The sequence below is a fragment of the Achromobacter sp. ACM05 genome, assembly GCF_019218915.1.
GTDB lineage: Bacteria > Pseudomonadota > Gammaproteobacteria > Burkholderiales > Burkholderiaceae_B > Achromobacter > Achromobacter animicus.
This window is the reverse complement of record NZ_JAHUWQ010000001.1, coordinates 807545-831558: the sequence shown is the minus strand read 5'-3', so window position 1 is coordinate 831558 and position 24014 is coordinate 807545. Positions and strand designations below refer to the sequence as shown.

Here is a 24014-nt window from a genome sequence, read left to right as displayed (position 1 = left end):
ATGCGTAACTCGCGATGATCTCCCGCGGGTTTATCCTGGCGGTGGCAGGGGCAGTAGGAATCGAACCTACAACCTTCGGTTTTGGAGACCGACGCTCTGCCAATTGAGCTATGCCCCTAAACACATCAAACTCTTGTTCCGCCTGCATCGGCTCGCGGAACCATACATAGTACTACTTTTACAGCAAAGATGGATAGAGGGGCATGAATGCCCACCCTACCCATCCGGGTATTGCTTACTTCAGGATCTTGGCGACGACGCCGGCGCCGACGGTACGACCGCCTTCACGGATGGCGAAACGCAGACCTTCTTCCATGGCGATCGGGGCCAGCAGCTTGACGGTCATCGTCACGTTGTCGCCCGGCAGAACCATTTCCTTGTCGGCCGGCAGGTCGATCGTGCCGGTCACGTCCGTCGTGCGGAAGTAGAACTGGGGACGATAGCCGTTGAAGAACGGGGTGTGGCGGCCGCCTTCTTCCTTGGACAGGATGTACACCTCGGACGTGAAGTCCGTGTGCGGGGTGATCGAGCCCGGCTTGGCCAGAACTTGGCCGCGCTGGACGTCTTCACGCTTGGTGCCGCGCAGCAGGATGCCCACGTTGTCGCCGGCTTGACCTTGGTCCAGCAGCTTGCGGAACATTTCCACGCCCGTGCAGGTCGTCTTGACCGTCGGAACGATACCGACGATTTCGATTTCTTCGCCGACCTTGATGATGCCGCGTTCGATACGGCCGGTCACCACGGTGCCGCGACCCGAGATCGAGAACACGTCTTCAACGGGCATCAGGAACGCGCCGTCGATGGCACGCTCAGGCGTCGGGATGTACGAATCCAGCGCAGCAGCCAGCGACAGGATGGCCTGTTCGCCCAGTTCGCCCTTGTCGCCTTCCAGCGCCAGCTTGGCCGAACCCTTGACGATCGGGGTGTCGTCGCCCGGGAAGTCGTACTTGGACAGCAGTTCGCGAACTTCCATTTCCACCAGCTCGAGCAGCTCGGCGTCGTCAACCATGTCAGCCTTGTTCAGGAAGACGATGATGTACGGCACGCCAACCTGGCGGCTCAGCAGGATGTGCTCACGCGTTTGCGGCATGGGGCCGTCAGCGGCCGACACGACCAGGATCGCGCCGTCCATCTGAGCAGCGCCCGTGATCATGTTCTTGACGTAGTCAGCGTGGCCCGGGCAGTCAACGTGCGCGTAGTGACGCGTTTCCGTTTCGTACTCGACGTGAGCCGTGTTGATCGTGATGCCGCGGGCCTTTTCTTCAGGAGCTGCATCGATCTGGTCGTAGCCCTTGGCTTCGCCGCCGAACTTGGTCGACAGAACGGTCGTGATCGCCGCCGTCAACGTCGTTTTGCCGTGGTCAACGTGACCAATCGTACCCACGTTCACGTGCGGCTTGGTACGTTCAAACTTGCCTTTTGCCATGGCTGACTCCTGACCTGGATTGCGCTTCTGACTGAAGAAAAGAATTTGGAATTTGTGGTGCCCATGGCGCGGATCGAACGCGCGACCTCTCCCTTACCAAGGGAGTGCTCTACCACTGAGCCACATGGGCATTTAAAAATCTTGGAGCGGGTGAAGGGAATCGAACCCTCGTCGTAAGCTTGGAAGGCTTCTGCTCTACCATTGAGCTACACCCGCGGCAAACCCTTTCACCTTCTCGCTTCCCAACCCTTCGAAACGTAGGCCCTTTAAACTTTGCCGCCTTCTTTGCGAAGGCCGCCCAGTTTTTCGGGCCTTACATTGCAAATCCAGGCTAACCGCGCCTGGATTTAGGTATGGGTCTCTGGTGGAGGAGGTTGGATTCGAACCAACGTAGGCGCAAGGCCAACAGATTTACAGTCTGCCCCCTTTAACCACTCGGGCACCCCTCCAGCGGAGAACTTGAGATTATGAACACTTTCAAATCCGCTGTCAAACCATTCGGACGAAGAATTCAAAATTTCAGTTCCACCTCCGCCGCGTTTCCGCGCAGAGGGGGCGAAGCTTACAGGTTTCCGCGAATTGCTGCACGGAAAAGCTGAGAATATTTTTCTGCGGAGAAATTTACCGGGTTGGTTCCGGCGGACGGATCCTGGCTCGCCATGTGCCCTACCCGCTCGGCCTGGGCATCGTCCAAGCCGATTTCCGCCAGCGTGTGGGGGATGCCGACTGCCTGGCGCAGCCCCAGCACCCACTCAAGCACCGCCCCGGGTCCCTGCTGCGGCAGGCCGAGGTAGCGAGCGAGCGCTTCAAGACGCGGCGCGACCGCATGCTCGTTGGCTTTCAAGACATAAGGCATGAGGATGGCGTTGAGCATCCCGTGGTGTGCGTCATACAGCGCGCCAAGCGGATGTGCGAGCGCGTGCATCGCGCCCAGGCCGCGCTGAAACGCGGTGGCGCCCATACATGAGGCGGTAAGCATCTGCTGACGCGCCTGCAGGTCGGCGCCATCGGCGACGGCCTGCGGCAGATACTCCTTGATGAGGCGCATGCCTTCGAGAGCGATGCCGGCCGCCATGGGATGAAAGACCGGCGAACAATAGGCCTCGAGATTGTGCGATAGCGCATCCATGCCCGTGGCAGCCGTGATTTTCGGCGGCAGGCCGACCGTGAGTTCGGCGTCCAGGATCACGATGGACGGCAGCATGCGGGCGTGGAAGATGATGCGCTTTACTTGCGCGGCCTCATCGGTGATGACGGAGGCGCGCCCGACTTCGGAACCCGTGCCCGCGGTGGTGGGCGCGGCCACGACGGGCGCCATGGCGGCGGCATTGACGCGCAGGTGGTTGTCGCCGATGTCTTCGAAGTCCCATAGGGGCCGGTCCTGCCCGGCCATCAATGCAATGGCCTTTGCCGCATCAAGCGCGGAGCCGCCGCCGAATGCGATCACACCATCATGTTGCCCTCGCCTGAACGCAGCCACGCCGTCATCGACGTTGCGACCGGTCGGATTGCCCTTGATGTCGTGGAACACCACGCAATTCAGCTCTGCATCGCGGCATGCGCTTACCGCGTCGCGAACCATGGGCAACGCAGCGAGCCCTGGATCCGTCACGAGCAATGGGCGTGTCATGCCGAGCTCGCGGCAATAGCCCGCAAGCTCCTTGATGCGCCCGGGGCCTGCCTTGATGTTGGTGGGATAGTTCCAGTTGACGGCGGGGACGGTCATGATGCGAATCCTGATGGCGCGGCGTCAGAGGCTGCGCAGATGAAAAGACTTGGGCTGCGTGAGCTGTTCGTATCCGACGGCCGACAAGGACACGCCCCGTCCCGATTGTTTGACGCCCGTCCACGCCAGCGCCGGATCGAGGTAGTCGCAGCGGTTCATGAAGAACGTGCCGGTGCGCAGCTGCCTGCCGATACGCAACGCGGCGGCTTCGTCCTGCGTATAGGCCGCGGCGGTCAATCCATACGGACTGTCGTTCATCAGCGCAATGGCTTGATCGTCGCTGTCGACCGGCATGATGCCAACCACCGGACCAAAGCATTCGTCGCTCATGATGCGCATCCGGTGGTCAACCTGAGTCAGTAAAGCGGGCGCCACATAACACGAGCTTTTGCTCATAGATGAGCCTTCACTCGCATTTTTGAAATGCGAGTGATCAATCAGATTTACCGCACCTGAACTGACCGCCTGTTCGATGACGTCGAGAATCTCTGCCGCCGCGCGGGCACGCACAACGGGACCAAGCGTCGTGTCCGGCTGCAGCGGATTGCCCAGCACGTAGCGGTGCGTCAAGGCAACAGCGCGCTCGACAAACGCGTCATGTACGCCGCGCGCCACGTAAATGCGCTGGATGCCGCAACAGGACTGGCCGGCATTGAAGAAAGCGCCGTCGACCAAAGACTCTGCCGCCGCGTCAAGGTCGGCGTCTTCTCGCACATAGGCCGGATCGTTTCCGCCCAACTCCAGCCCGACGCCGATGAAGCGGCCCGCCGCACTTTTCTCGACGACGCGCCCTCCCCGCACCGAGCCGGTAAAGGACACATGGCCGATCTCGGGAGCGCAAATCAGCCGCTGGGTGATGTCGTGGCTGGCGTGCAGGTATTGAAAGACGCCTCTCGGCGCCCCCGCGTCTCGAAACGCGCGATCGATGAGTTCCGCGCACAGCGGCGTCTGGTCCGAATGCTTGAGGATGACGGTGTTGCCCGCCATCAACGCGGGCACGATGCTGTTCACCGCGGTCAGCAAGGGATAGTTCCACGGCGCGATGGTGAGCGCCACGCCGATGGGCTCGCGGCTGATGAAACGTGTGAAGCCGGCTTGCGCGGGCGCGGCGATGGGTGCGAGCGCTGTTTCCGCGATGTCGATCATGTGACGCGCCCGGGCCGCAAAGCCGTCCACCTCGCCGGGCGCGTGGCGCAACGGGCGGCCCATCTGGATGGTGATGGCGCGCGCGATCTCATCCTTGGCCGCCACGAAATGCGCCACGGCGGCCTCGACGATGCGCCCCCGCGCGGTGATGCCGAGCGCGTGCCATTCCGGCTGCGCGCCCTGTGCGTTGGCCAGCGCCTGCGCGATCTGCGCATCGCTGGCATATGCGCGGCGGACGACCTCGCGTCCGTCTATCGGGCTGATGGTGATCAGTTCGTCGGTCATGGCGGCCCTGGTGGCGATGAACAGTTCAGATGATTTCGAAGTAGCGCGCCAACTCCCAATCGGTCACATGGCGCCGGAACTGCCGCTCTTCCCATTCGCGCGTCGCGGCATAGTGCTCGACGAACGCGTCGCCAAACAGCTGACGCGCCGCTTCAGATGCGCGGAGACGCTGCGCGGCCTCCCACAAGTTGGTGGGCAGATGCAGATGCGCCGGAAACTCCTGCGTGTAGGCGTTGCCCTGCACCATCGGCTCGGGCGTCAGTCCCTGTTCGATGCCGTGCAACCCGGACGCCAGCGCCGCGGCCAGGGCCAGATAGGGATTGGCGTCGGCCGAGCCGATGCGCACTTCGACGCGCTGCGATTTGTCGCTGCCCGGAATGAGCCGCAGCGCCGTCGTCCTGTTTTCCATGCCCCAGGTGGCGTCCAGCGGGGCCCAGTAGCCAGGCACCAGGCGCGAATAGCTGTTGATGGTCTGCGCGTACAACGCGGTGAACTCGGGCAGATAGTGCTGCACACCCGCCATGAAGGCGGCCTGCGTGCTGCTGACCCCATGCGGCTGCGACTCGTCGAAGAAGGCCGATCGATCCTTGTCGTGATGACGCAGCGACAGATGGATATGGCCGCTCTGTCCGGGATGCTCGTGCGACCACTTCGCCATGAAGGTGGCCATCAGGCCGTTCTGCTGCGCGAGCGCCTTGGTGAAGGTCTTGAACAGAAATGCCTTGTCGGCCGCGGCCGCCGCCCGGTCTACGGCAAGCGCCGCTTCCAGCACGCCCGGGCCGGTTTCGGTGTGCAGGCCTTCGATGGGCATGTCCATGCGTTCGCACAGGTCGAGCAGCTTGCGGTAGAAGTCTCCCTCGACCGTGCTGCGCAGCACCGAGTATCCGAAATTGCCCGGCGTCCAGTTCTCCATGTTTCGGTAGTGCTTGGCGCGGACAGATTGCGGTGTCTCGCGGAACATGAAGAATTCATATTCCAGTGCGGCGTAGACGTCGTATCCCATGGCCGCGGCGCGATCGATCACGCGGTGCAGCAGACGGCGCGGACAGATGGCGGCGGCATCGCCTTCGAATTCGGCCAGGAACAGCAGCATGTCCTCGCCGCCGGGGCCTTGCTCCAAGGGAAGCCGGCGCGCGCTCTGCGGCACGATCCGCATTTTTGCATCGGGGTATGCCGTGTGCCAGCCGGTGTAGCGGGTGTTGTCGTAGAGCTGGTCGTCGAGGTCCCATCCAAGGACCACGTCGCAAAACGCGAGGCCGGATCGCAATGCGCCCAGAAACTTGTCGCGCCGCAGGTACTTGCCCAGCATGACGCCGTCGACGTCGGACAGGCCCACCTTGATATGCGAGAGCGGGCTGGATTGGACCAGCCGCTCTGCGTCTTCCAGCGTTGCTACCCCTAGTGCGTGCATGCTTGTTCACCTTGTGGCTGAAGCGTTGCGCGGGACTGCACGTTTTTCCAGTCTAGTCACGATGCCACATGTTGGCAAACGTGCCCTGCCCTGTGATTGAACGGCATCCCGCTGGCTCGCCCTGCACACACACGCCGCTCCCCGTGGTTTCCCTAGGGTGCGCAAACGCGTTCAGTCCAGCGACACGCCCGCCGTCTTCACCATTTCGGCCCAGTACGCGGTGTCCTGCTGCAGCCGGCTCTTGAAGGCGTCCGGCGCGCTGCCGACGGGTTGGCTTCCGCCGCTGTTGATCTTGGCAATCACGGCGGGCGACTTCATGGCGCGGTCCACGGCCTGCGCCAGGTACGCAACGCGCTCGGGCGGCGTGCCGGCGGGTGCGAAGAGGCCGTACCAGTCGTCGGCGGTGATGCCTTCAAGTCCGGCCTGCTTCAACGTGGGTGCGCGCTTGAACACGCCGACGCCGTCGCCATGGCTCATGGCGAGGATCTGCAGTTTTCCGGCGGCCACCATAGGCTCGGCCGATGCAGGTGACGTGATCAGCATGTCGACGGTACCGCCCAGGAGATCCGTCACGGCGGGCGCGGCACCGCGGTAAGGCACATGCACCAGCTTGACGTCGGCCTTCTTGGACACCAGCGCGCCCATCAGGTGGCTCATCGTGCCGTTGCCGGGCGTGGCATACGTGATGACGCCCGGCTGCTTGCGTGCCGCTGCCAGATAGGCGTCCAGCGTCTTGTACGGCCCGTCAGCACGCGACACGAGCACGAGCGGCGCCGAGGTGATCTGCGAGATCGGCACGAAGTCCTTGAGCGGATCGAAGCCCACATTCTTGTACAAGCGCGGATTGACGGCCATGACGCTGGTCTGCGACATCACGAGCGTGTAGCCGTCGGGCTTGGCGCGCGAGACCTGCGCGGTGCCGACGTTGCCGCCCGCCCCCGAACGGTTCTCGACCACCACGCTCTGGCCCGTGATGGCGCCCAGTTCCTGCGCGATCAGACGCGCGACGCCGTCGTTGCCGCCGCCGGGAGGAAACGGCGAGACCACGGTGATGGCCTGCTTCGGATAGTCCGCCAACGGCGCTGGCGCCTGCGCGTGCGCCGTGACGCCCCACAACAGGCCGGCCATCGCGGCGGCGGCGGTCTTGCAAGCGTGCAATGCGTGTTGCTTCATCTGGATTTCCCCTTGAGTTGGCGGCCGGATACTCGGCCGTCCTTTGCATTCCGGTTCGCCATGAACCGTCCGCACCCCGCCGGCAAAGGCCGCCGGGGCGTACTGATCAGGTTGAAGCGTGGGTATCGCCGCGCGTGTCGGCGCGGCGGCGGGCGTCAGCCGGCCGGCGCCCCGGGGAACCGGTAGGTGGCACGTTCCCGCTCGTCGATCTGCTTGACGAGGTTGGTTTCCCAGGCCAGGTACTGGCGCGCCGCCGCTTTGTTGCCGTCGTGGCGGTCATGCACGAAAAAGAGGTAGTCGATGCAGTCGCTGTCGGGTGGGTCGGCGGGCGTGGATTCCAGCGCAATCCCTTGCGCGGTCCAGCTTTCGGGCGTGCCCGTGTTCGCCTTGACGTCTGAAACGCCCAATGCGCGAAGATCGTTCGCCGCCCAGGCCGCCAGTGCGGCGTCCTCGGCCAGCAGGATGACGGGACGTGCGGGATCGAGGGTCAGCCGTTCCAGACGCGGCCGGATCGACCAGCGCGCGCCGGCGACGTGGCGCGCCCGATACCGCATGCTGGGGCGGATATCGATCGCCTGCGCGCCGTGAGACAGCGCGTCCGCAAGCTGCGCATCGGACAGCACGGTGATCGGCGGCACCAGCGCCGCGGCCACGTCGTTCCGCAGCGACGCGCCGCTTCCTTCTTCAAGTGTGCAGGCGTCCCAGCCCATCTGCCGCAACCAGCTCGCGACAACAGGGGCGCGCACGCCTTCCGCGTCGAACACGACGATGCGTGCGCCGCGCACGGCGATGTACTGGTCCGTCGCCTGGATAAGCTGGCCGCCCGGTGCGTGCTGCGCGCCCGGCAGCGAGCCTTGCGCGAATTCCTCGGCGCTGCGCACATCGCACAGGAACGTCGTGCGCGCGGAATCGCCTAGCCAGGCCTGTACCTGCGCCGCGTTTGCCGACGGCACGCCATGGCGCCGGGCAAGCTGCGCGGAGCGCTGCGCCAGCGCCGGAACGTCGTCCTGCGGAACGTCGTCGGCATAGCGGCGGCGCGCGCCGTGTTCGAGCTGCAGATCTTCGAGGTACCAGCCTTGCGTGCCGTTTTCGAGCGCGTAGACGGGATTGGGAACGCCAAGATTGATCAGCGTCTGCGCGCCGATAATGCTGCGGGTGCGGCCGGCGCAGTTGATCACGATGGTGGTGTCCGGCCGCGTCGCGAGCGTATGAGCGCGCAGCGCCAGTTCGCCGTTGGGGCAGCAGATGCCGCCCGGGATGCTCATCTTCTGGTATTCCGCAAACGGACGGCCGTCCAGCACGATCAGGTCGTCGCCGCGGCGTTGACGTTCGGCCAGTTCGCGGGCGCCGATGCGTGGGGTGTGGAAAACCTCTTCGGCCAGTTCGCCGAAGGTCTTGCTGGGCACGTTGACGCCCGCGAATGCCGCGTAGCCATCACGCTGCCACTGCGCCAGCCCGCCCGCCAATCGGTGCACGTTGGTGTAGCCCAACGCGGCCAGTGCGCGCGCAGCACGCGCCGCAGTGTCGTCATCGCCGCCGTTGTCGTAGACGACAACGCGCACGCCACGACGCGGCGCAAGACGCACGATGTCGATTTCGAGCCTGCTGTACGGCACCGGCGCGGCGTAGAAGAGATGGGACTCGCCATACTGGCCATGTTCGCGCACGTCCAGCAGCGCGATCTCGCCGCCATCGTGCAGCCACTGCTTGAGCGTATGCGAATCGACGCTGGCGGATTGTTGGTCGTGAGAGGACTGCATCATGAGATTCGGAGGGAGCGAAGGGGTTGGGTCAGCGCGGCAAGACCGCGTTCCAGGTCGGCGACGAGGTCGTCAGGATCTTCCAGGCCGATATGCAGGCGCAGCATGGGACCGCTGGCCTGATAGCCGGGAAGCGATCGCGAGTTCTGCAGGAAAACCGGGATCACCAGGCTTTCGAAGCCGCCCCACGATGCGCCGATGCCAAAGAGCTGCAGGCTGTCGATAAGCCTTTCGGCGTCGGCCTCGGTGTAGGCGTCGGACAGTTCGATCGTCAGGAGGCCATTGGCGCCATTGCAATCGCGCCGCCAGATGGCGTGGGAGGGATCGCCCGGCAAGGCGGGATTCAAGACGCGCGAGACTTCGGGCCGCGCCTGCAACCACTGCGAGATCTGCAGCGCGCTGCGGGCGTGCTGCGCCATGCGCAACGGCAGCGTGCGCATGCCGCGCAGCACCAGGTAAGCGTCGTCGGCCCCAACCGTCTGGCCGAAGTCGATCGTTGCGCGTTCCAGTGCACGCCAGGCACGATCGTTGGTGATGACCGCGCCCATCATCACGTCGGCATGGCCGCCGAGGTATTTGGTGGCGGCCAGGATGGAAATGTCGGCGCCCAATTCGAGCGGTTTTTGCAGCAAACCGGACGCCCACGTGTTATCCACAGCCAGCCAGCAGCCGTGTTTTTTTGCAGTTGTGGATAACTCGGTGAGGTCCGGCATCTCGTACGTCAGGGACCCGGGCGACTCGGCGTAGATCATGCGGGTATTGGGCCGGATCAGCGGCTCGATGCCCTGGCCATCGGGGCGGTAGTACGTGAACTCGATGCCCAGGCGCGTCAGGTGTTCGGCGCAGAACCGCCGCACCGGCTCGTACACGGCATCGGTCAGCAGCACGTGGTCGCCCGCGCGAAGATAGGCGAGCAGCACAGTGGCGATCGCGGCCTGCCCCGTGGGGTACAGCTTGGCGCGATAGCCCTCTTCCAGTTCGATCAGCGCATCTTCCAATGCGTGCGTGCTGTCGGTGCCGCGCGCGCCGTAGGATGGCAGGCGCTCCTGTTCGCGGCGCGCCCGCGTCTCGCGCCACGCCTGCACACTGTCAAAGACATATGTGCTGGCGCGCGTGACCGGGGTATTGACCCAGCCTTGATGAGGACGTCCCGCGCGCAGCAGGCGCGTTGCGGACCGGAAGGGTTTGCTCATGATCAGCGCCGCGTCTGCACGCCGATGGGCATGATCTTGCAGGTGCCGGTCTCCAGGTCGAAGCCCAGGCGTTGGTCCAAAGTTTCCAGCGCGCGCCCGTACATGTGCAGGTGGCGGATGACGCTGTCGCCCTGGATCTCCACGGCGTGGATGTCGTCGGGCATCAGGGCGATGCCGCTGCCGGGGCCGACGACGACGGTGTCGACCTTTTCCAGCTTGCCGACGCCGGGTTGCGAGCCGTCGTCGATGCGGTCGTACACGTAGTTGTATTCCACGCCCTCGACCGCGGCGATACACGCCCAGGTGGTGTGGTTGTGCGGCACGATCTTCTTGCCCGGGCGCATCACGTTCAGATAGAGCGCGTAGCTCTTGTCGGCGTCCTCGGCGATGAGGTAACGGGCCTGACGTTCCTCGCCTTCAGGCGGCGGATAGCGGTCGGCGCCCCACCACGCGGTGTTGCCGGCCAGGGCAACCAGCTCGTCCAGGACAGATTGCAGGCTGTCGCGGTTCAGGCCCTTATTTCCTACAGTTTTTTTAATATTTTCGACCGCGCTATCGATGCCGGCCTGTTGAGGATGTGCAGTGCTCACGTCGACGTTCCCTCTTGATTCATGAGTTATTGCACTCACTGTATCGCCGGGTTCACGCGTCAACAATTTAAATTGCTTGAACATTCCATTAGGGCTGCTAATGTGTCGGGTTATCCCTGAACCCGTTTTCAACGCCCTGATGCGGAACCTTGACCTTGATCTGCTGCGCACGCTGACGGCAATCGCCCAGCATGAAACATTCTCGGAAGCCGCCAACCGGCTGCACAAGACGCAATCGGCCATCACGCAGCAGATGCAGCGGCTCGAGTCCATGATCGGCCTGCCCCTATTTGAAAAGCAGGGCCGCAACAAGGTGCTGTCTTCCCACGGCCGGCGGCTGGTCGAATACGCGCGGCACATGCTGGCCATCAATGACGAAGCGTTGCGGGCGCTGCAGGCCGGGCCGTTGGAAGGCGATCTGCGATTGGGTGCACCGCTGGACGTGGCGGACACGATCCTGCCGACGCTGCTGACGCACATCGCACGCGTCGCGCCCCGCGTGAAACTGGAGATCCGGGTGGATCGCAGTCCTTTCCTGATGGACGCGCTGCGCGCCGGTGAAATCGATCTGACTATCTCGACGCGCTTTGACCAGGACTTCGAGGGCGTGGCGTTGCGCACGTCGCCGACGGTGTGGTTGGCGTCCGCAGATTACGTGCACGATGCGCACTCACCCGTACCCCTGGTGCTGGCGGACGAGCCCAGCATCTTCCGCCGGCTGGCGCTCAATGCACTGGAGCAGGCGCAGGTGCGATGGCACACGAACTACGTGGCGCCGAATCTGGTGGGGATCAAGGCGGCGCTACGTGCGGGCCTGGGGGTGACGGCGCGCAGCGTGGAACTGCTGGGGCCGGAGATGCGGGTGCTGGGAGAAAAGGAAGGACTGCCACCGCTGCCGGATGTGACGTACTTCCTGTGGATAAGGCGTGATCTCATCAATCCGCTGACGCGGCAGGTGTACGACATGCTGCGGACCAACCTGGGGCTTGCGCAGCAAGGTGCCGCGACGGCCTAGCCGCCGCGGTCCATGGTTCAGTAACGGTCGAAGATCTGCTGCAGGGCAGCCGGATCGCGCGTGACCGTCAGGGCGAGCATCAGCAGGATGCGCGCCTTCTGGGGGTTCAGGTCGCGCGCCGCGACAAAACCCAAGGCGGCGTCGTCGACTTCGACATCGCGCGCCACGAACCCGCTGCCGGTGCGGCTGGACCGCACGACCGCCACGCCATCGTCCGCCGCGCGGCGCAGGCCTTCGATGGCCAGATCGGTGGCGTTGCCATCGCCCACGCCCGCCAGCACGATGCCGTCAGCCGCGCTGGCCAGAAAATCGATCAGATCGGCCTGCAGGTTGGCGTACGCGTAGACGATGTCGACACGCGGCCAGCCAGTCTTTTCCAGTAATGCGAGTGAAAACTCGCTTTGCTCGCCGAACGTGGTGGCGTTGCGCGAATAGAAGTTGGGCACGCCGCCGTGCATGACGCCGGCACGGCCGCGATTGGGCGACGAGAAGGCGCACAGACCCGCGCTGGCGATCTTCTGGATTTCGCGGGCGTAGTGAATGTCTTCGTTCATGACGACGAGCGGCCCGCGGCCGCGCGCGTCGGGGTGACGCGCCAGCGCCACCGCGTTATACAGGTTGGCCGGGCCTTCGGCGCCAAGCGCCGTGGCCGGACGCATCGCGCCGACCAACACGACGGCCTTGTCACGGCGGTTGACCAGGCTGAGGAAATACGCGGTTTCCTCGAGCGTGTCCGTGCCGTGGGTGATGACGATGCCGGCCACCGAAGGGTCCTGGCAAAGCGTGTCCACGCGCTGCGCCAGTGTGCGCCAGACGTCGTGCGTCATGTTCTGGCTGCCGACGTTGGCCACTTGTTCGGCGCGGATTTCGGCGATGCCGGCAAGCTGCGGCACCGCTCCAAGCAGATCGTTCACGGAAAACGTGCCGGCCTTGTAGCCCGCGGACGTGGCGTCGGCCTGGGCCCCTGCGATCGTGCCGCCCGTTGCGAGCACCGCAATGACGGGCAATGCGCGTTCAGGCATCCACGGCTCCGGAAAGGCCTTGGCGTTCGAGGAGCGAGTTCAAGTGCTCCCAGCCGTGGAAATCGATGACGATCTGCCCCTTTTCCTTGGCGCCCACTTTCAGCGCGACGCGCGTGCCCAGGTGGTCGGACAGTGCTTCTTCAAGACGCGTCAGGTCGCGCGACACGCCGTTGGTTTTCTTCTTGGGCGAGGCCGACGCTTCGGCCTCCTTGGCGGTCTTGGCGACGAGCTTTTCAGCTTCGCGCACCGACAGGCGGCGCGCGATGATGAGGTTGGCAAGCTGGATCTGCGTAGCCGCGTCGACGGCGAGCAGCGCGCGGGCATGGCCCATATCGACGTCGCCGGCCAGCAGCATGGTCTGCACGGGCGCGGCCAGGTTCAAGAGACGCAGCAGATTGCTGGTGGCGGAGCGCGACCGGCCGATGGCCTGCGCGGCCTGTTCGTGCGTCAGGCCGAACTCATCGAGCAGACGGCGCACGCCGTGCGCTTCTTCCAGCGGATTCAGGTCTTCGCGCTGGATGTTTTCGATCAGCGCCATGACGGCCGCGTTTTCGTCGGCGACCTCGCGCACCAGCACCGGCACTTCCTTCAGGCCGGCAAGCTGCGCGGCGCGAAAGCGCCGTTCACCCGCGATGATCTCGTAATGCCCGGGCGCGTCGCCCAGCGCACGCACGAGAATCGGCTGCATGATGCCTTGCGTGCGAATTGATTCGGCCAGCTCGCCCAGGGCCCCCTCGTCCATGCGCGTGCGCGGCTGATACTTGCCGGCGCGCATCTTCGAGATGGGCAGGGTGGACGGCGGACCCTCGGGCTTGGCGACAGCCTTGCCGATGTTGTCGATGGCGGGCGCATCGGCGCCCAGCAAGGCGTCCAGTCCGCGACCCAATCCCTTGGGTTTCTTGGTGGCCATAATTAAATCCTCTTTCCTTCTGTCTTTGTATCCTGAGCGCCAGGCTCAGGTGTCCGCCTGCTCGGCGGGCAGGCGGTACCAATACGCGTAACAGTCTTTGAATCCGTAGCGGGCGTACAGCGTCCGCGCCGCGGTGTTTTCCGGCTCCACCTGCAGGTAGGCCGTCCTGGCGCCGCCGGCGGCCCCTTCGGCCAGCAAATGCTCCATCAGGACGGCGGCGTAGCCTATGCGCCGATGTCCAGGATGGGTAACGATGTCGAACAGGCCGAGCAAGTCACCTTCGCGCACGGCCATGCCCGCGACCACCACCTGCCCTGCCGCGTCGGTGGCAAGCACCGGCTGCTTATCCACAGCCAGGCCTTGCAGGCGAGTCTGATGTTCTTCGATGTGCGCGGCTGACGAGCCGCGCAACGCCCCGACCGCCGCTGCGAAGCGCTCGGCATCGACCATGCTGAAATGCAGATCGCTCCTGGCGCTTGCGCGCGGAGCGAGCGGCGTGCTCATGACGCGAGTCTCACCGGTGTAGATATAGCCGCGGGCCTCCAGGTCGGCGTCGAGCGAAAAATCGGGGCCGATGGAGGTGATGCGCAGCACCATGGGCAAACCCTGGCGCGCATACAACGATGAACAATACGCCAGCCGCTCATCCAAAGGACGTGTGGATAACCCCAGCACATTGACGCTGCGTACCCGCTTGGCCGGCGATTGGGCGAAACGCACCAGCCAGCCATCATAGATCACCTGCGCGCCGACGGCGGTGGCATTGAGCGCCGCGTCTTCCAGCCGCACGCGCAGCGCATCGCGCACGTCGGCGGGCGGCGTGGAGAGGGCTGTCTGGGGCGGAAAAAAGAGCGCGGCGTCGGACATGGGGGACGGCTAGTTCAGGTCCTTCCTGACGCGCTCTATCATTTCGGCGCCGAATGAAATGTAGGCCTGCGCGCCGCGTGACGCACGGTCATACACGACGCCCGGCATCCCGTAACTGGGTGCTTCGGCCAGACGCACGTTGCGCGGCACGACGGTCTTGAAAACCTTGTCGCCGAAGTGCGATTCGAGTTGCGCGGACACCTGCTGTTGCAGCGTCATCCGCGGGTCGAACATCACGCGCAGCAAGCCGATGACGCGCAGGTCGTCGTTGATGTTTCGATGCACGCGCTTGATGGTGTTGACGAGGTCGGACAAGCCTTCGAGCGCGAAGTATTCGCACTGCATCGGAATGATGACGCCGTGCGCGGCAGCCAGGCCGTTGAGGGTAAGCAGGGACAACGTGGGCGGGCAGTCGATGAGCACGAAGTCGTACTGGGTCGCGACGGTGTCGATGGCGGCCTTCAGTTGGCGCTCGCGCTGTTCCATCTGCACCAGATCGATCTCGGCGCCGGATAGTTCACGGTTGGCGGGCAGCACGTCGTAACCGCCGGACTCCGACTTCACGCGTGACTGTTCAATGGAGGATTCGCCGATCAGCACCTGGTACAGGTTGGATTCCAGCGAATTCTTGTCGATGCCGCTACCCATCGTGGCATTGCCCTGCGGGTCCAGGTCCACCAGCAGCACGCGCTGATTGTGCGTGGCAAGGCCCGCCGCCAGATTGATGGCGGTCGTCGTCTTGCCCACTCCGCCCTTTTGATTGGCAATGCAGAAGACGCGGGCGGATGTGCTGGGGGGTATGTTCTTCATAGGGTTCCTTGACTGCGGCGCATCCAGATCAGGCAGCGTTCTGCTTGCAGCTCCGGGACCTGGAGCGGCTGAATATGGTCGACTTGCCATTCCCCGCGCGCGTGCAGCGCCTGGATTTCTTCTTCGGGGAGCTTGCCCTTCATGGCGACGAGGGTACCATTCTTGGCTACGTGGCGACCCGCGAGTTGCGCAAAATCATCCAATGATGCAAACGCTCGCGACGTCACGATGTTGCACTCGGCAGGATCGATCGTTTCGATGCGCGCATGCTGCGATTGCAGGTTGGGCAGACCCAACGCGCCGCTCATCTGACGCACGAACGCGGTCTTCTTTTCGACAGCGTCAACGCAGGTCACGGACCACTGGGGCCGCATGATGGCCAGAACGACGCCAGGCAGCCCGCCGCCCGAGCCGACGTCGTAGACCTTGGCCGGCGCATCGGGCGCAGCCAGCGCCTCGCTAAAGGGCTTTACGGCCGCAAGGCTATCGAACAGATGCTGCACAAGCATCTGCTGCGGATCGCGGATGGCGGTCAGGTTGTACGTGCGATTCCAGCGCTGCATCTGCGCCAGGTAACTGAGCAGCTTGGCGATGGCGCCGTCATCGGCGGTCACGCCCAGCTGCTCGCATGCGCGAGTGAGTCGGCCGGCCATGTCGATGCCGGCCTGATTGGCGGGCGCGCTCATGCCGCTTGCTTGCGCGAGCCGTAATGCAGGCGCTTCAGGTGAATGAGCAGGAGCGAAATGGCAGCCGGCGTGACGCCGGAAATGCGGGCGGCCTGGCCGATCGTTTCCGGACGATGCGTCTTGAGTTTCTGGCGCACTTCGAAGGACAGGCTGGTAACGGCGTCGTAGTCGACGTCCGCCGGGATCGGCTGCTGTTCATGGGCGATGTGCTTTTGCACTTCGTCCTGCTGGCGCGCGATATAGCCGGCGTACTTGACCTGGATCTCGACCTGCTCCGAGAGCACGTCGTCGTCGACAACGCCAGGGCCGGCCAGCAACGTGCCGTCCGCATTCTGGGCGGCCATCAAGGCTTCGTACGTCACATTCGGCCGTTTCAACAAGTCGGCTAGTGAGTACTCACGTTCAATTGCCTTGCCCAGCAGGGGTTCGGCCACCTCGGCCGGCAGCAGGCGCGGATTGACCCACGAAGACTTCAGGCGCTCCACTTCGGCAGCGACTGCGTCGCGTTTACGGTTGAACGCATCCCAACGTGTATTGTCGACAATGCCGAGCTGGCGGCCGATCTCTGTCAGGCGCAAATCGGCATTATCTTCGCGCAGGCTGAGGCGGTATTCGGCGCGAGACGTGAACATGCGGTACGGCTCGGTCACGCCGCGCGTGACCAGATCATCGACGAGCACACCAAGGTACGCTTCGTCGCGGCGCGGGGTCCACTGCTCGCGGTCCTGAGATTTCAGTGCGGCATTGACGCCAGCCAGCAGCCCCTGGGCCGCGGCTTCTTCGTAGCCGGTGGTGCCGTTGATCTGCCCGGCGAAGTAAAGCCCTTCAATGGCCTTGGTTTCCAGTGTGCTCTTAAGTCCACGTGGATCAAAGTAGTCGTATTCGATGGCGTAGCCGGGCCGCATGATGTGGGCATTCTCAAGACCGGGCAGCGAATGGATCAGATCCAGCTGCACATCGAACGGCAGGCTGGTCGACACGCCGTTGGGATAGACCTCGTGCGTGTCCAGTCCTTCCGGTTCCAGGAAGACCTGGTGCGACTGCTTGTCGGCAAACCGATGGATCTTGTCTTCGATGGACGGGCAATAGCGAGGACCCACGCCTTCGATGACGCCGCTATACATCGGCGACCGATCGAGGCCGCCACGGATGATGTCGTGGGTGCGCGCGTTCGTATGGGTGATCCAGCACGGCAGCTGGCGCGGGTGCATGGCCACGTTGCCCATGTACGAGAACACGGGGACCGGGTCCAAGTCGCCGGGCTGTTCTTCCAGGATGGCGTAATTGATCGTGCGTCCATCGATGCGCGGCGGCGTGCCGGTTTTGAGGCGGCCTTGGGGAAGCTGCAGTTCCTTCAAGCGCTGGCCCAACGAAATCGCGGGTGGATCACCAGCGCGACCACCCGAGTAGTTCTGCAGGCCCACGTGGATCAGACCATTCAAAAACGTACCGGCGGTCAGCACTACCGTCTTGGCACGGAACTTCAGCCCAACTTGCGTGACGGCGCCGACGACACGATCACCCTCCACCATCAGGTCTTCGACAGCCTGCTGGAACAACCAGAGGTTCGGTTGATTCTCGAGGCGTCCGCGTATGGCTTTGCGGTACAGGACACGATCAGCCTGCGCCCGCGTTGCGCGAACGGCCGGACCTTTCGATCCGTTCAAGATGCGGAACTGGATGCCGGCCTCGTCGGTTGCCAGAGCCATGGCCCCGCCCAGCGCGTCCACCTCTTTGACGAGGTGACCCTTGCCGATTCCGCCGATGGACGGATTGCAAGACATTTGGCCAAGGGTCTCGATGTTGTGCGTGAGCAGCAGCGTCTGCGCACCGGTACGGGCAGCGGCCAGTGCCGCCTCGGTGCCGGCGTGGCCGCCACCGACGACGATGACATCGAATTCGCGGGGATAGTCCATGATGGGGGGAGGTAAAGAAGAGAGCGATCGGCGCTCATTATAGAGGCAGGGGTTGCATGTTTCACGTGAAACATGCGGGCTGGTTGTTTTATGTGATGTTTGAAGCGCGGTGGCTCGGGGGGATGTGATCCTTAGCGTGGGGTAGCCAGGGATATCGGCATTTGCCGGTGTTTATCGGAGTGTTCCACGTGAAACACTTGGGTCGTTTGTCGACTGAGTACGAGGCTCCAGTCGGTAACACGTTTCACGTGGAACAGGGACGGCTATCGGGAGGAGCTGGACCGAGGCGCTCTGAATTGGGAGCGATTCGAGTGTGGTCTCTCTTACGATGTCGGCGGCGTTGGGAGTGGCCTTAGCAAGCTCGGCTGCCGTAGGAGTCGCCAAGCGCGAGCTTCGAAGGCCAATGAGGGTGACCTAGCCGATGTTTCACGTGAAACATCCCGAGGCACTAGAGGAATGACTCGGCCCGCCCTTCCCTGCTGCAACTGACCTGAATGATCGATAACAATTGAACATTCAATAGTCGGCGGCCCGATACACCCTGGTCCAAGCAATCCCGCAAGTCCACCGCAGGGCCTGTCTGGCAAACGCAATCGCCCACACGTCGCAGGTTTTGCACATATCCAAACTCTGGTCGCTGCGAAGTTTCACGTGGAACATCGCACACCCGGTTAGACCCCGCTACACGCGGCCGTCCCACACTGCGGATATCAGAGATCGCCGACGCGGGAGTATCGGACAGAGGCCGTTGCCAAGTGCGACCGGCTATAGGCAGAACACTCACATCACTCCCCTGGTCCCGCGAGTAGGTTCTGTTCGGGGCATCCCAAGTCCATTTGGCTGCCCTATTCCGTATCCTGCTAAGCCGAACGCAAGAGGTCCGCTTATGCACAGAACCCCGGGCAGTGACACTCCACCTGGCCAGACTGAGGAGAACGTCTCAGCGCGCGTGGAGAAATGCTGTTAGCCCCCCTGCCTTCATTCATCGGCTGTGGTTCCCCACTCACGCAGCCGACGGTCGCTCGACGTTTCACGTGGAACAACGACTTAGTTCGACTGCTACGTCGTTAAACAGTTCACCGGAACGTCAAAGGTGCCATTCTCTCTGCAGCCCGCCGTCCGCTGAAAGCCGAAGACAGCGTTTCGCGACGGGACGTACGCTGCATAAACTCGCCAAATCGTGCGAGCGCGCTGGGCATGCGTGCGATAACGCGTGGCAAAGTCAGGGGGAGAAAGGCTGTTTCACGTGGAACACTGCCCGGCCTGCAACATTGAGAAGGCATATCACTCCCTGGATACGTAGCCGTCGCCTCTTCATTGGTTCCACGGCCGTATCAAAGCTTCTGATCTTTCCAGAAATGAACGCCAATACGGATAGCCATAAAGCGCCCGCTGCGCTCCAATGATCCACCGCAAAAGCCGATCCCCACTCGTCCTGGCTTCGTAGAAGATGTTCCACGTGAAACACATTAAGGGGCATGAAGAAAAGTAGCGTCGGTGTTTCACGTGAAACACCCTCAGAGCGGTCCGGGCTTTAACCGCCTGGGTCGGGATCTCAGTTGCCGCAGATGCCAGCCCGCATGCGGATAGCTGCCCTCACGGCCCCCCACCTGAGTCGCGACTGATCGTCGATACCTCACGTCACCGCGGCGAAAAGGTAAGAAAGATGAAAAATATCGATTTATTCCCCCTTACCTACCCCTTACCCGAAAATTCATATTTTTTTAGTTCATGGCTCGCTGACTGTGAGCGATAGCCCAAACCAACGGCGGTAGGTCGCTTTTGAATTTGCATGTCGGTGCGTGCTTCGACGAAGTGTTAACCACAGCGTTGTCCACAAACCAGATCAAGCTGCCAACTGTCCTTGTACGGCGACGCGAGCAAAATTCGAGATGTCGGCCAGATCCGGCTGTGATGCTCCCAATCAGACATCGGGTTTATCCACAGACGCCTATCAACGACAAGACTCTATGAAAAGAATCGGATAGCGAAACGCAAAGCCAGGGTTACGCACATTCTTATCAACAGGCAAGCCCGCGAAACGACCAGGACGCAGCGACCGAATCACCACAAGATCACACAGGCGGACCTGTCAGCCCCGAGAAGCTGGGCACCCGAGTATCTTCCCTAACTCGCCCATTCCTCTATTCAGAGAGATATCTCTTATCCACAGCGTCGAAGGCAACGAACTCAAGACGGCAATGCGGTGCACACCGATGCACGACGGCAACTGGTTGCCGGCGGACCCAAAATCACGAAAGCAATTCCGCGTTAGAAATCAAAGACAAAGCCGAAAACCGAAACCTGAGGCCACTACGGAAGCGGAGTTCAATAACCGCTGAACTCTTCCACGAGTGCACGGTCAAATCGCGCGGCCCTGAACATCGGGGTGATTTATTCACAAAATTATCCCCACCCCAATATTGAGTGATCGGTTCGCGGCCATCGGGCATGGTCACTGACCCGAAGCTAATCTTGCTCGCACTCCCCCTGCGCCGCCATCATCCATATGGGCGAGGCGCCTCTGGCTTCATGTGAAACCTGTGGACAGGTCGCAAGGAGAATTCCGACGCGAAAACTAGATTGCCCAGCGCAGCGCGCAACCCCCCAACCGGTCAACCCGAGCCGCCCAATCATCCGCAATTCCTGTTCCCGCGACCTCACCCTTTCGGCGATATCCCCATTTCTATCCACAGGCGCAGGCCGTCAATTTGGATAGTGAGTGGCGTAATTCTGTGCATAACCGGCATGGGGATATCTTTGTGAACAACAAACGCCAAACCACGAATTTACGCACGATGACCGACGCCAAAGTCGCATGTCAGACGCTCGGATTCGGGTAAACAAACCTCGCGAACACCCGGACAAAAGACGAGTTTCCCTATGAAAACGTTGATTAAACGGCTTCTAAGCACGCCTGACACAAGCAGGGAATCTATTCACGGGGAGCAAAAAGACATCGCCTGCATTAATGCAGAAATCTGTGCAAAACCCCGTTCACTGAAGCGCGATTGCTTCATAACTGATCACCCGCGACCTCATGTCCGGAAATAATTATCCACAGAGTTATCCAGTGCTCGAGGATATGTTAGTGAACACTAACAGTGTGAAGATACACGCCAGGGTCGAGGGCTGCAGGGCACGTCGCGACGCGAGCGGTTCAGCGTTATTGAGCAGATAGAAACGAGCGCTGCAGAGCTGCAGCAAAATCACTTCACGAACCGAAATGGCTGCCCAATTGAAACAACGCCCCAGACCGGAAGGTCTTGGGGCGTTGTAGCCAGGCCTAGCCTGGCTGACGGGAAATTGGGATTTCCCGATTTAGAGCGGGCGAATTTCGGCCGCTTGAGGTCCTTTCGGACCATCTTTAACTTCGTATTCGACTTCCTGGCCTTCGTTCAGGCTGCGATAGCCGCGACCCTGGATGGCGGAAAAGTGTGCGAACACATCGGTGCCGCCCACGTCCGGCGTGATGAAACCGAAACCCTTGTCAGCGTTGAACCACTTGACTTTGCCCTTCTGAGCCATTTTCTCTAGCGTCCTGTAATTAAATCGAAATGCAATGAATCAAGGACGCCGTGCGAACTGAACGATCGGTGCAAAACCAGTGTTCCCGCTTGTCGCCAGAGCGGCAGAAACGAGTCTGCTCGCGCTTGAATCAACTGCGGAATCAGCATACTCATCCGGCATTACCGAGTCATATAGTTGTTTACCCCAATGTCGCTTTTTTTTCACTGGAACGGCAGTACCGCCAGGCGGAATTAGCCATACCGACGCGCCAAAACCGTATAAATGGGACCCGTCACGATCACCACAAAAACCATGCGCGTGACGTGAAACGCTGTCACCACCGGAACGCCCAGCTGCAGCACCTTGGCGGTGATCGCCATCTCGGCAATACCGCCCGGCGTTGTGCCCAGAATCAAGGTGGGAATGGGCGCAGCAGAGCACAACGACAGCAAGGCGCCCAAGCCGAAGGCCAGCGCCAATGCCAGCACCGTAAAGCCCGCCACTGCCGCCATGAAACGCGGCGCTGCGCGGAAAAAGTCTGGCCGGTACCGATCGCCAAGTGACCAGCCGATGAGCAGTTGCCCTGCTTTCGGCACATAGTCCGGCAATGCGGAAAGCTCGATGCTGGACGCAGTCAGCACCATTGCGACAAGCATGGGCCCAAGCACCCAGGGATTGGGCAACCGCAGCTTCGTAAACATGGCGCCGCCCACAATGGTCAGGGCCACCAACGCGGCCAGGCCAAGCGCATGCACGTCGCGCGGTCCCGGCACGGTAGGATCCAGGCCAGCCACGCCCCACCACTGGAATATGAAGGGCACCGTCACCACCACCAGCAATACGCGCACACTGTGCGCGGTGGCAACGCGATCGATCCGCGCGCCATGGCGTTCGGCCAGATTGGCCATTTCACTTGCGCCGCCGATGGCTGATGAGAACCACGCCGTCTTGAAGTCCACATCCGTGAAACGCCGCAGAATGGCGGTGCCCAGAAATGCGAGCGCCAGCGCGAACAGCATCCCCACGACAATGGGGCCCGCGTTGCTGCCAATGTGTCCTATGACCTGTGGCGTGAAGTACAGCCCCAGCGATGCGCCGATGACCCATTGGCCCGCATTGCGCGCCGGCCGCGGACACGCAGTGCGCACGCCGGCAATCCGCGTGGCCGCAGTCAACAGCAGCGCGCCCAACATCCATGGCAGCGGCAGGTGGGCCCACACCGCAAGCAACGCGCCGGCCAGCGCAATACCAAACCCGCCCAGCACTCGCACCCGCATGTTCTGAACCACAATCCGATCCGCGTTAGAAGCTCATGAAAAATGAATTATGAGTTAGTGGGATACTTACGAAAACTTTCCTCGGCTACCCGTGTTCACTTCGCGTCCAACATGATCCGCTCCAAACTCCCCGACGTCGGCACCACCATATTCACCGTGATGAGCCGCCTGGCCATCGAGCACAAGGCCATCAACCTGGGCCAGGGCTTTCCTGACTTCGATCCGGACCCCGCGCTGTGTGCGCTGGTCACCAAGGCGATGGCCGACGGCCACAACCAATATCCTTACATGCCGGGCGTCGCGCCGCTACGCGAAGCCATCGCGGCCAAGACGCGCGAACTCTACGGCCATGCCTACGATCCCGAAACCGAAATCACGGTGACCAGTGGCGCCACCGAGGCGTTGATGGCCACGGTATTGGCGGCGGTGGGCAGCGGCGACGAAGTGGTGGTGATCGAGCCCTGCTATGACTCGTACCTGCCGGCGATTCGCCTGGCCGGCGGCACCGCCGTCCCCGTGCCGCTGCGCGCGCCCACCGAAGCCGATCCGTACTACCGCATCGATTGGCAGCGTGTGCGCGACGCCATCACGTCCAAGACCCGTCTGTTGATGCTGAACTTTCCGCACAACCCCACCGGCGCGGTGCTTGACGAGAGCGATCTGGACGCGCTTGAAGCCATCGTCCGCGACACGGGCGTGCTGCTGGTCTCGGACGAGGTCTACGAGCACATCGTGTTCGACGGCAAACCGCATGCCAGTGTGGCGCGCCGCCCGCTGCTTGCCGAACACGCGTTCGTGATCTCGTCGTTCGGCAAGACCTATCACACCACCGGATGGAAGATCGGCTATTGCTGCGCACCGCGCCAACTGAGCGCCGAGCTGCGCAAGGTGCACCAGTTCATGGTGTTCACGGTGCCGTCGCCGATGCAGTTTGCGCTAGCGGAATTCATGCGTGATCCCAAGCCGTACCTGGATCTGCCGGCGTTCTATCAGGCCAAGCGGGACCGCTTGTCGCAAGGCCTGGCGCAGACGCGATTCCGGCCGCTGCCCAGTCCCGGCACGTTCTTCCTGCTGGCTGACTACAGCCAGATCTCCAAACAGAACGAAGCCGACTTCGCGCGCGACCTGACCGTCAACCATGGCGTGACCGTGATTCCGGTGTCCGCGTTCTATCGCCAGCCCGACGCGCCTGAATCGAATCATCGGATCGTGCGCTTCTGCTTTGCCAAGAAGGACGCAACGCTGGACGCGGCGCTGGAGCGTCTGAAGCAGGTCTGACGGTTCAATATCT

At 62.6% G+C, this 24014-nt stretch carries 18 protein-coding genes and 4 tRNA genes; 2 read left to right on the top strand and 20 right to left on the bottom strand.

Annotated elements, in window-relative coordinates; all coding sequences use genetic code 11:
* Positions 1-42 precede the first annotated feature (42 nt).
* From KW836_RS03735 to KW836_RS03680, 12 genes are all read right to left on the bottom strand, one after another.
* Positions 43-118: transfer RNA gene (locus KW836_RS03735), tRNA-Trp, on the bottom strand.
* Positions 119-235: 117 nt separating this feature from the next.
* Positions 236-1426 carry an elongation factor Tu gene (tuf, locus tag KW836_RS03730; RefSeq protein WP_063953628.1) on the bottom strand — a complete coding sequence of 397 codons (1191 nt, stop codon included), beginning with the start codon at positions 1424-1426 and terminating at the stop codon, positions 236-238.
* A 55-nt stretch (positions 1427-1481) separates the two neighbouring features.
* Positions 1482-1556: transfer RNA gene (locus KW836_RS03725), tRNA-Thr, on the bottom strand.
* A 12-nt stretch (positions 1557-1568) separates the two neighbouring features.
* Positions 1569-1642: transfer RNA gene (locus KW836_RS03720), tRNA-Gly, on the bottom strand.
* Positions 1643-1788: 146 nt separating this feature from the next.
* Positions 1789-1875: transfer RNA gene (locus KW836_RS03715), tRNA-Tyr, on the bottom strand.
* Between the two features lie 113 nt (positions 1876-1988).
* A complete protein-coding gene (locus KW836_RS03710; protein WP_218342496.1) occupies positions 1989-3152 on the bottom strand; it encodes an iron-containing alcohol dehydrogenase in 1164 nt (387 codons plus the stop codon).
* Between the two features lie 24 nt (positions 3153-3176).
* The gene (locus tag KW836_RS03705) at positions 3177-4583 is read right to left on the bottom strand and encodes an aldehyde dehydrogenase family protein (protein WP_218342495.1); all 1407 of its coding nucleotides are present in this window, start codon (positions 4581-4583) and stop codon (positions 3177-3179) included.
* A 25-nt stretch (positions 4584-4608) separates the two neighbouring features.
* Positions 4609-5994, bottom strand: a complete 1386-nt coding sequence (locus KW836_RS03700; RefSeq protein WP_218342494.1) for a glutamine synthetase family protein — start codon at positions 5992-5994, stop codon at positions 4609-4611.
* Positions 5995-6165: 171 nt separating this feature from the next.
* Entirely contained in the window at positions 6166-7167 is a 1002-nt protein-coding gene (locus KW836_RS03695; RefSeq protein ID WP_175124802.1) for a tripartite tricarboxylate transporter substrate binding protein, read from the bottom strand.
* Positions 7168-7322: 155 nt separating this feature from the next.
* Positions 7323-8927, bottom strand: a complete 1605-nt coding sequence (locus KW836_RS03690; RefSeq protein ID WP_218343258.1) for a rhodanese-like domain-containing protein — start codon at positions 8925-8927, stop codon at positions 7323-7325.
* On the bottom strand, positions 8927-10120 hold the full coding sequence (metC, locus tag KW836_RS03685; protein ID WP_218342493.1) for a cystathionine beta-lyase: 1194 nt from the start codon (positions 10118-10120) through the stop codon (positions 8927-8929). Before metC ends, KW836_RS03690 begins: the two co-directional genes overlap by 1 nt.
* Before the next feature lie 2 nt (positions 10121-10122).
* Positions 10123-10710, bottom strand: a complete 588-nt coding sequence (locus KW836_RS03680; protein ID WP_175124804.1) for a cysteine dioxygenase family protein — start codon at positions 10708-10710, stop codon at positions 10123-10125.
* Positions 10711-10849: 139 nt separating this feature from the next.
* Here KW836_RS03680 and KW836_RS03675 point away from each other — a divergent pair, with 139 nt between their 5' ends.
* The gene (locus KW836_RS03675) at positions 10850-11725 is read left to right on the top strand and encodes a LysR substrate-binding domain-containing protein (protein WP_175124805.1); all 876 of its coding nucleotides are present in this window, start codon (positions 10850-10852) and stop codon (positions 11723-11725) included.
* A 17-nt stretch (positions 11726-11742) separates the two neighbouring features.
* On the opposite strand, the gene KW836_RS03670 is transcribed toward KW836_RS03675, so the two are convergent.
* From KW836_RS03670 to KW836_RS03635, 8 genes are all read right to left on the bottom strand, one after another.
* The gene (locus KW836_RS03670; protein WP_218342492.1) at positions 11743-12747 is read right to left on the bottom strand and encodes an asparaginase; all 1005 of its coding nucleotides are present in this window, start codon (positions 12745-12747) and stop codon (positions 11743-11745) included.
* Positions 12740-13657: a ParB/RepB/Spo0J family partition protein gene (locus KW836_RS03665; protein WP_062839279.1), complete on the bottom strand. Its 918-nt coding sequence runs from the start codon at positions 13655-13657 to the stop codon at positions 12740-12742. The genes KW836_RS03670 and KW836_RS03665 overlap by 8 nt, the downstream gene beginning before the upstream one ends.
* A gap of 45 nt (positions 13658-13702) precedes the next feature.
* Positions 13703-14524: an N-acetyltransferase gene (locus tag KW836_RS03660; protein ID WP_218342491.1), complete on the bottom strand. Its 822-nt coding sequence runs from the start codon at positions 14522-14524 to the stop codon at positions 13703-13705.
* Positions 14525-14533: 9 nt separating this feature from the next.
* Positions 14534-15334 carry a ParA family protein gene (locus KW836_RS03655; RefSeq protein WP_105241282.1) on the bottom strand — a complete coding sequence of 267 codons (801 nt, stop codon included), beginning with the start codon at positions 15332-15334 and terminating at the stop codon, positions 14534-14536.
* Positions 15331-16020: a 16S rRNA (guanine(527)-N(7))-methyltransferase RsmG gene (gene rsmG / locus KW836_RS03650; protein WP_218342490.1), complete on the bottom strand. Its 690-nt coding sequence runs from the start codon at positions 16018-16020 to the stop codon at positions 15331-15333. The genes KW836_RS03655 and rsmG overlap by 4 nt, the downstream gene beginning before the upstream one ends.
* A complete protein-coding gene (mnmG, locus tag KW836_RS03645; RefSeq protein WP_218342489.1) occupies positions 16017-17936 on the bottom strand; it encodes a tRNA uridine-5-carboxymethylaminomethyl(34) synthesis enzyme MnmG in 1920 nt (639 codons plus the stop codon). The genes rsmG and mnmG overlap by 4 nt, the downstream gene beginning before the upstream one ends.
* A 3321-nt stretch (positions 17937-21257) precedes the next feature.
* Entirely contained in the window at positions 21258-21464 is a 207-nt protein-coding gene (locus tag KW836_RS03640; RefSeq protein ID WP_056566091.1) for a cold-shock protein, read from the bottom strand.
* A gap of 233 nt (positions 21465-21697) precedes the next feature.
* Positions 21698-22723, bottom strand: a complete 1026-nt coding sequence (locus KW836_RS03635) for an AbrB family transcriptional regulator (protein WP_218343257.1) — start codon at positions 22721-22723, stop codon at positions 21698-21700.
* Positions 22724-22834: 111 nt separating this feature from the next.
* Between KW836_RS03635 and KW836_RS03630 the strand changes: the two genes are divergently transcribed.
* Entirely contained in the window at positions 22835-24001 is a 1167-nt protein-coding gene (locus KW836_RS03630; protein WP_175124809.1) for a pyridoxal phosphate-dependent aminotransferase, read from the top strand.
* The last annotated feature ends 13 nt before the right edge of the window (positions 24002-24014 follow it).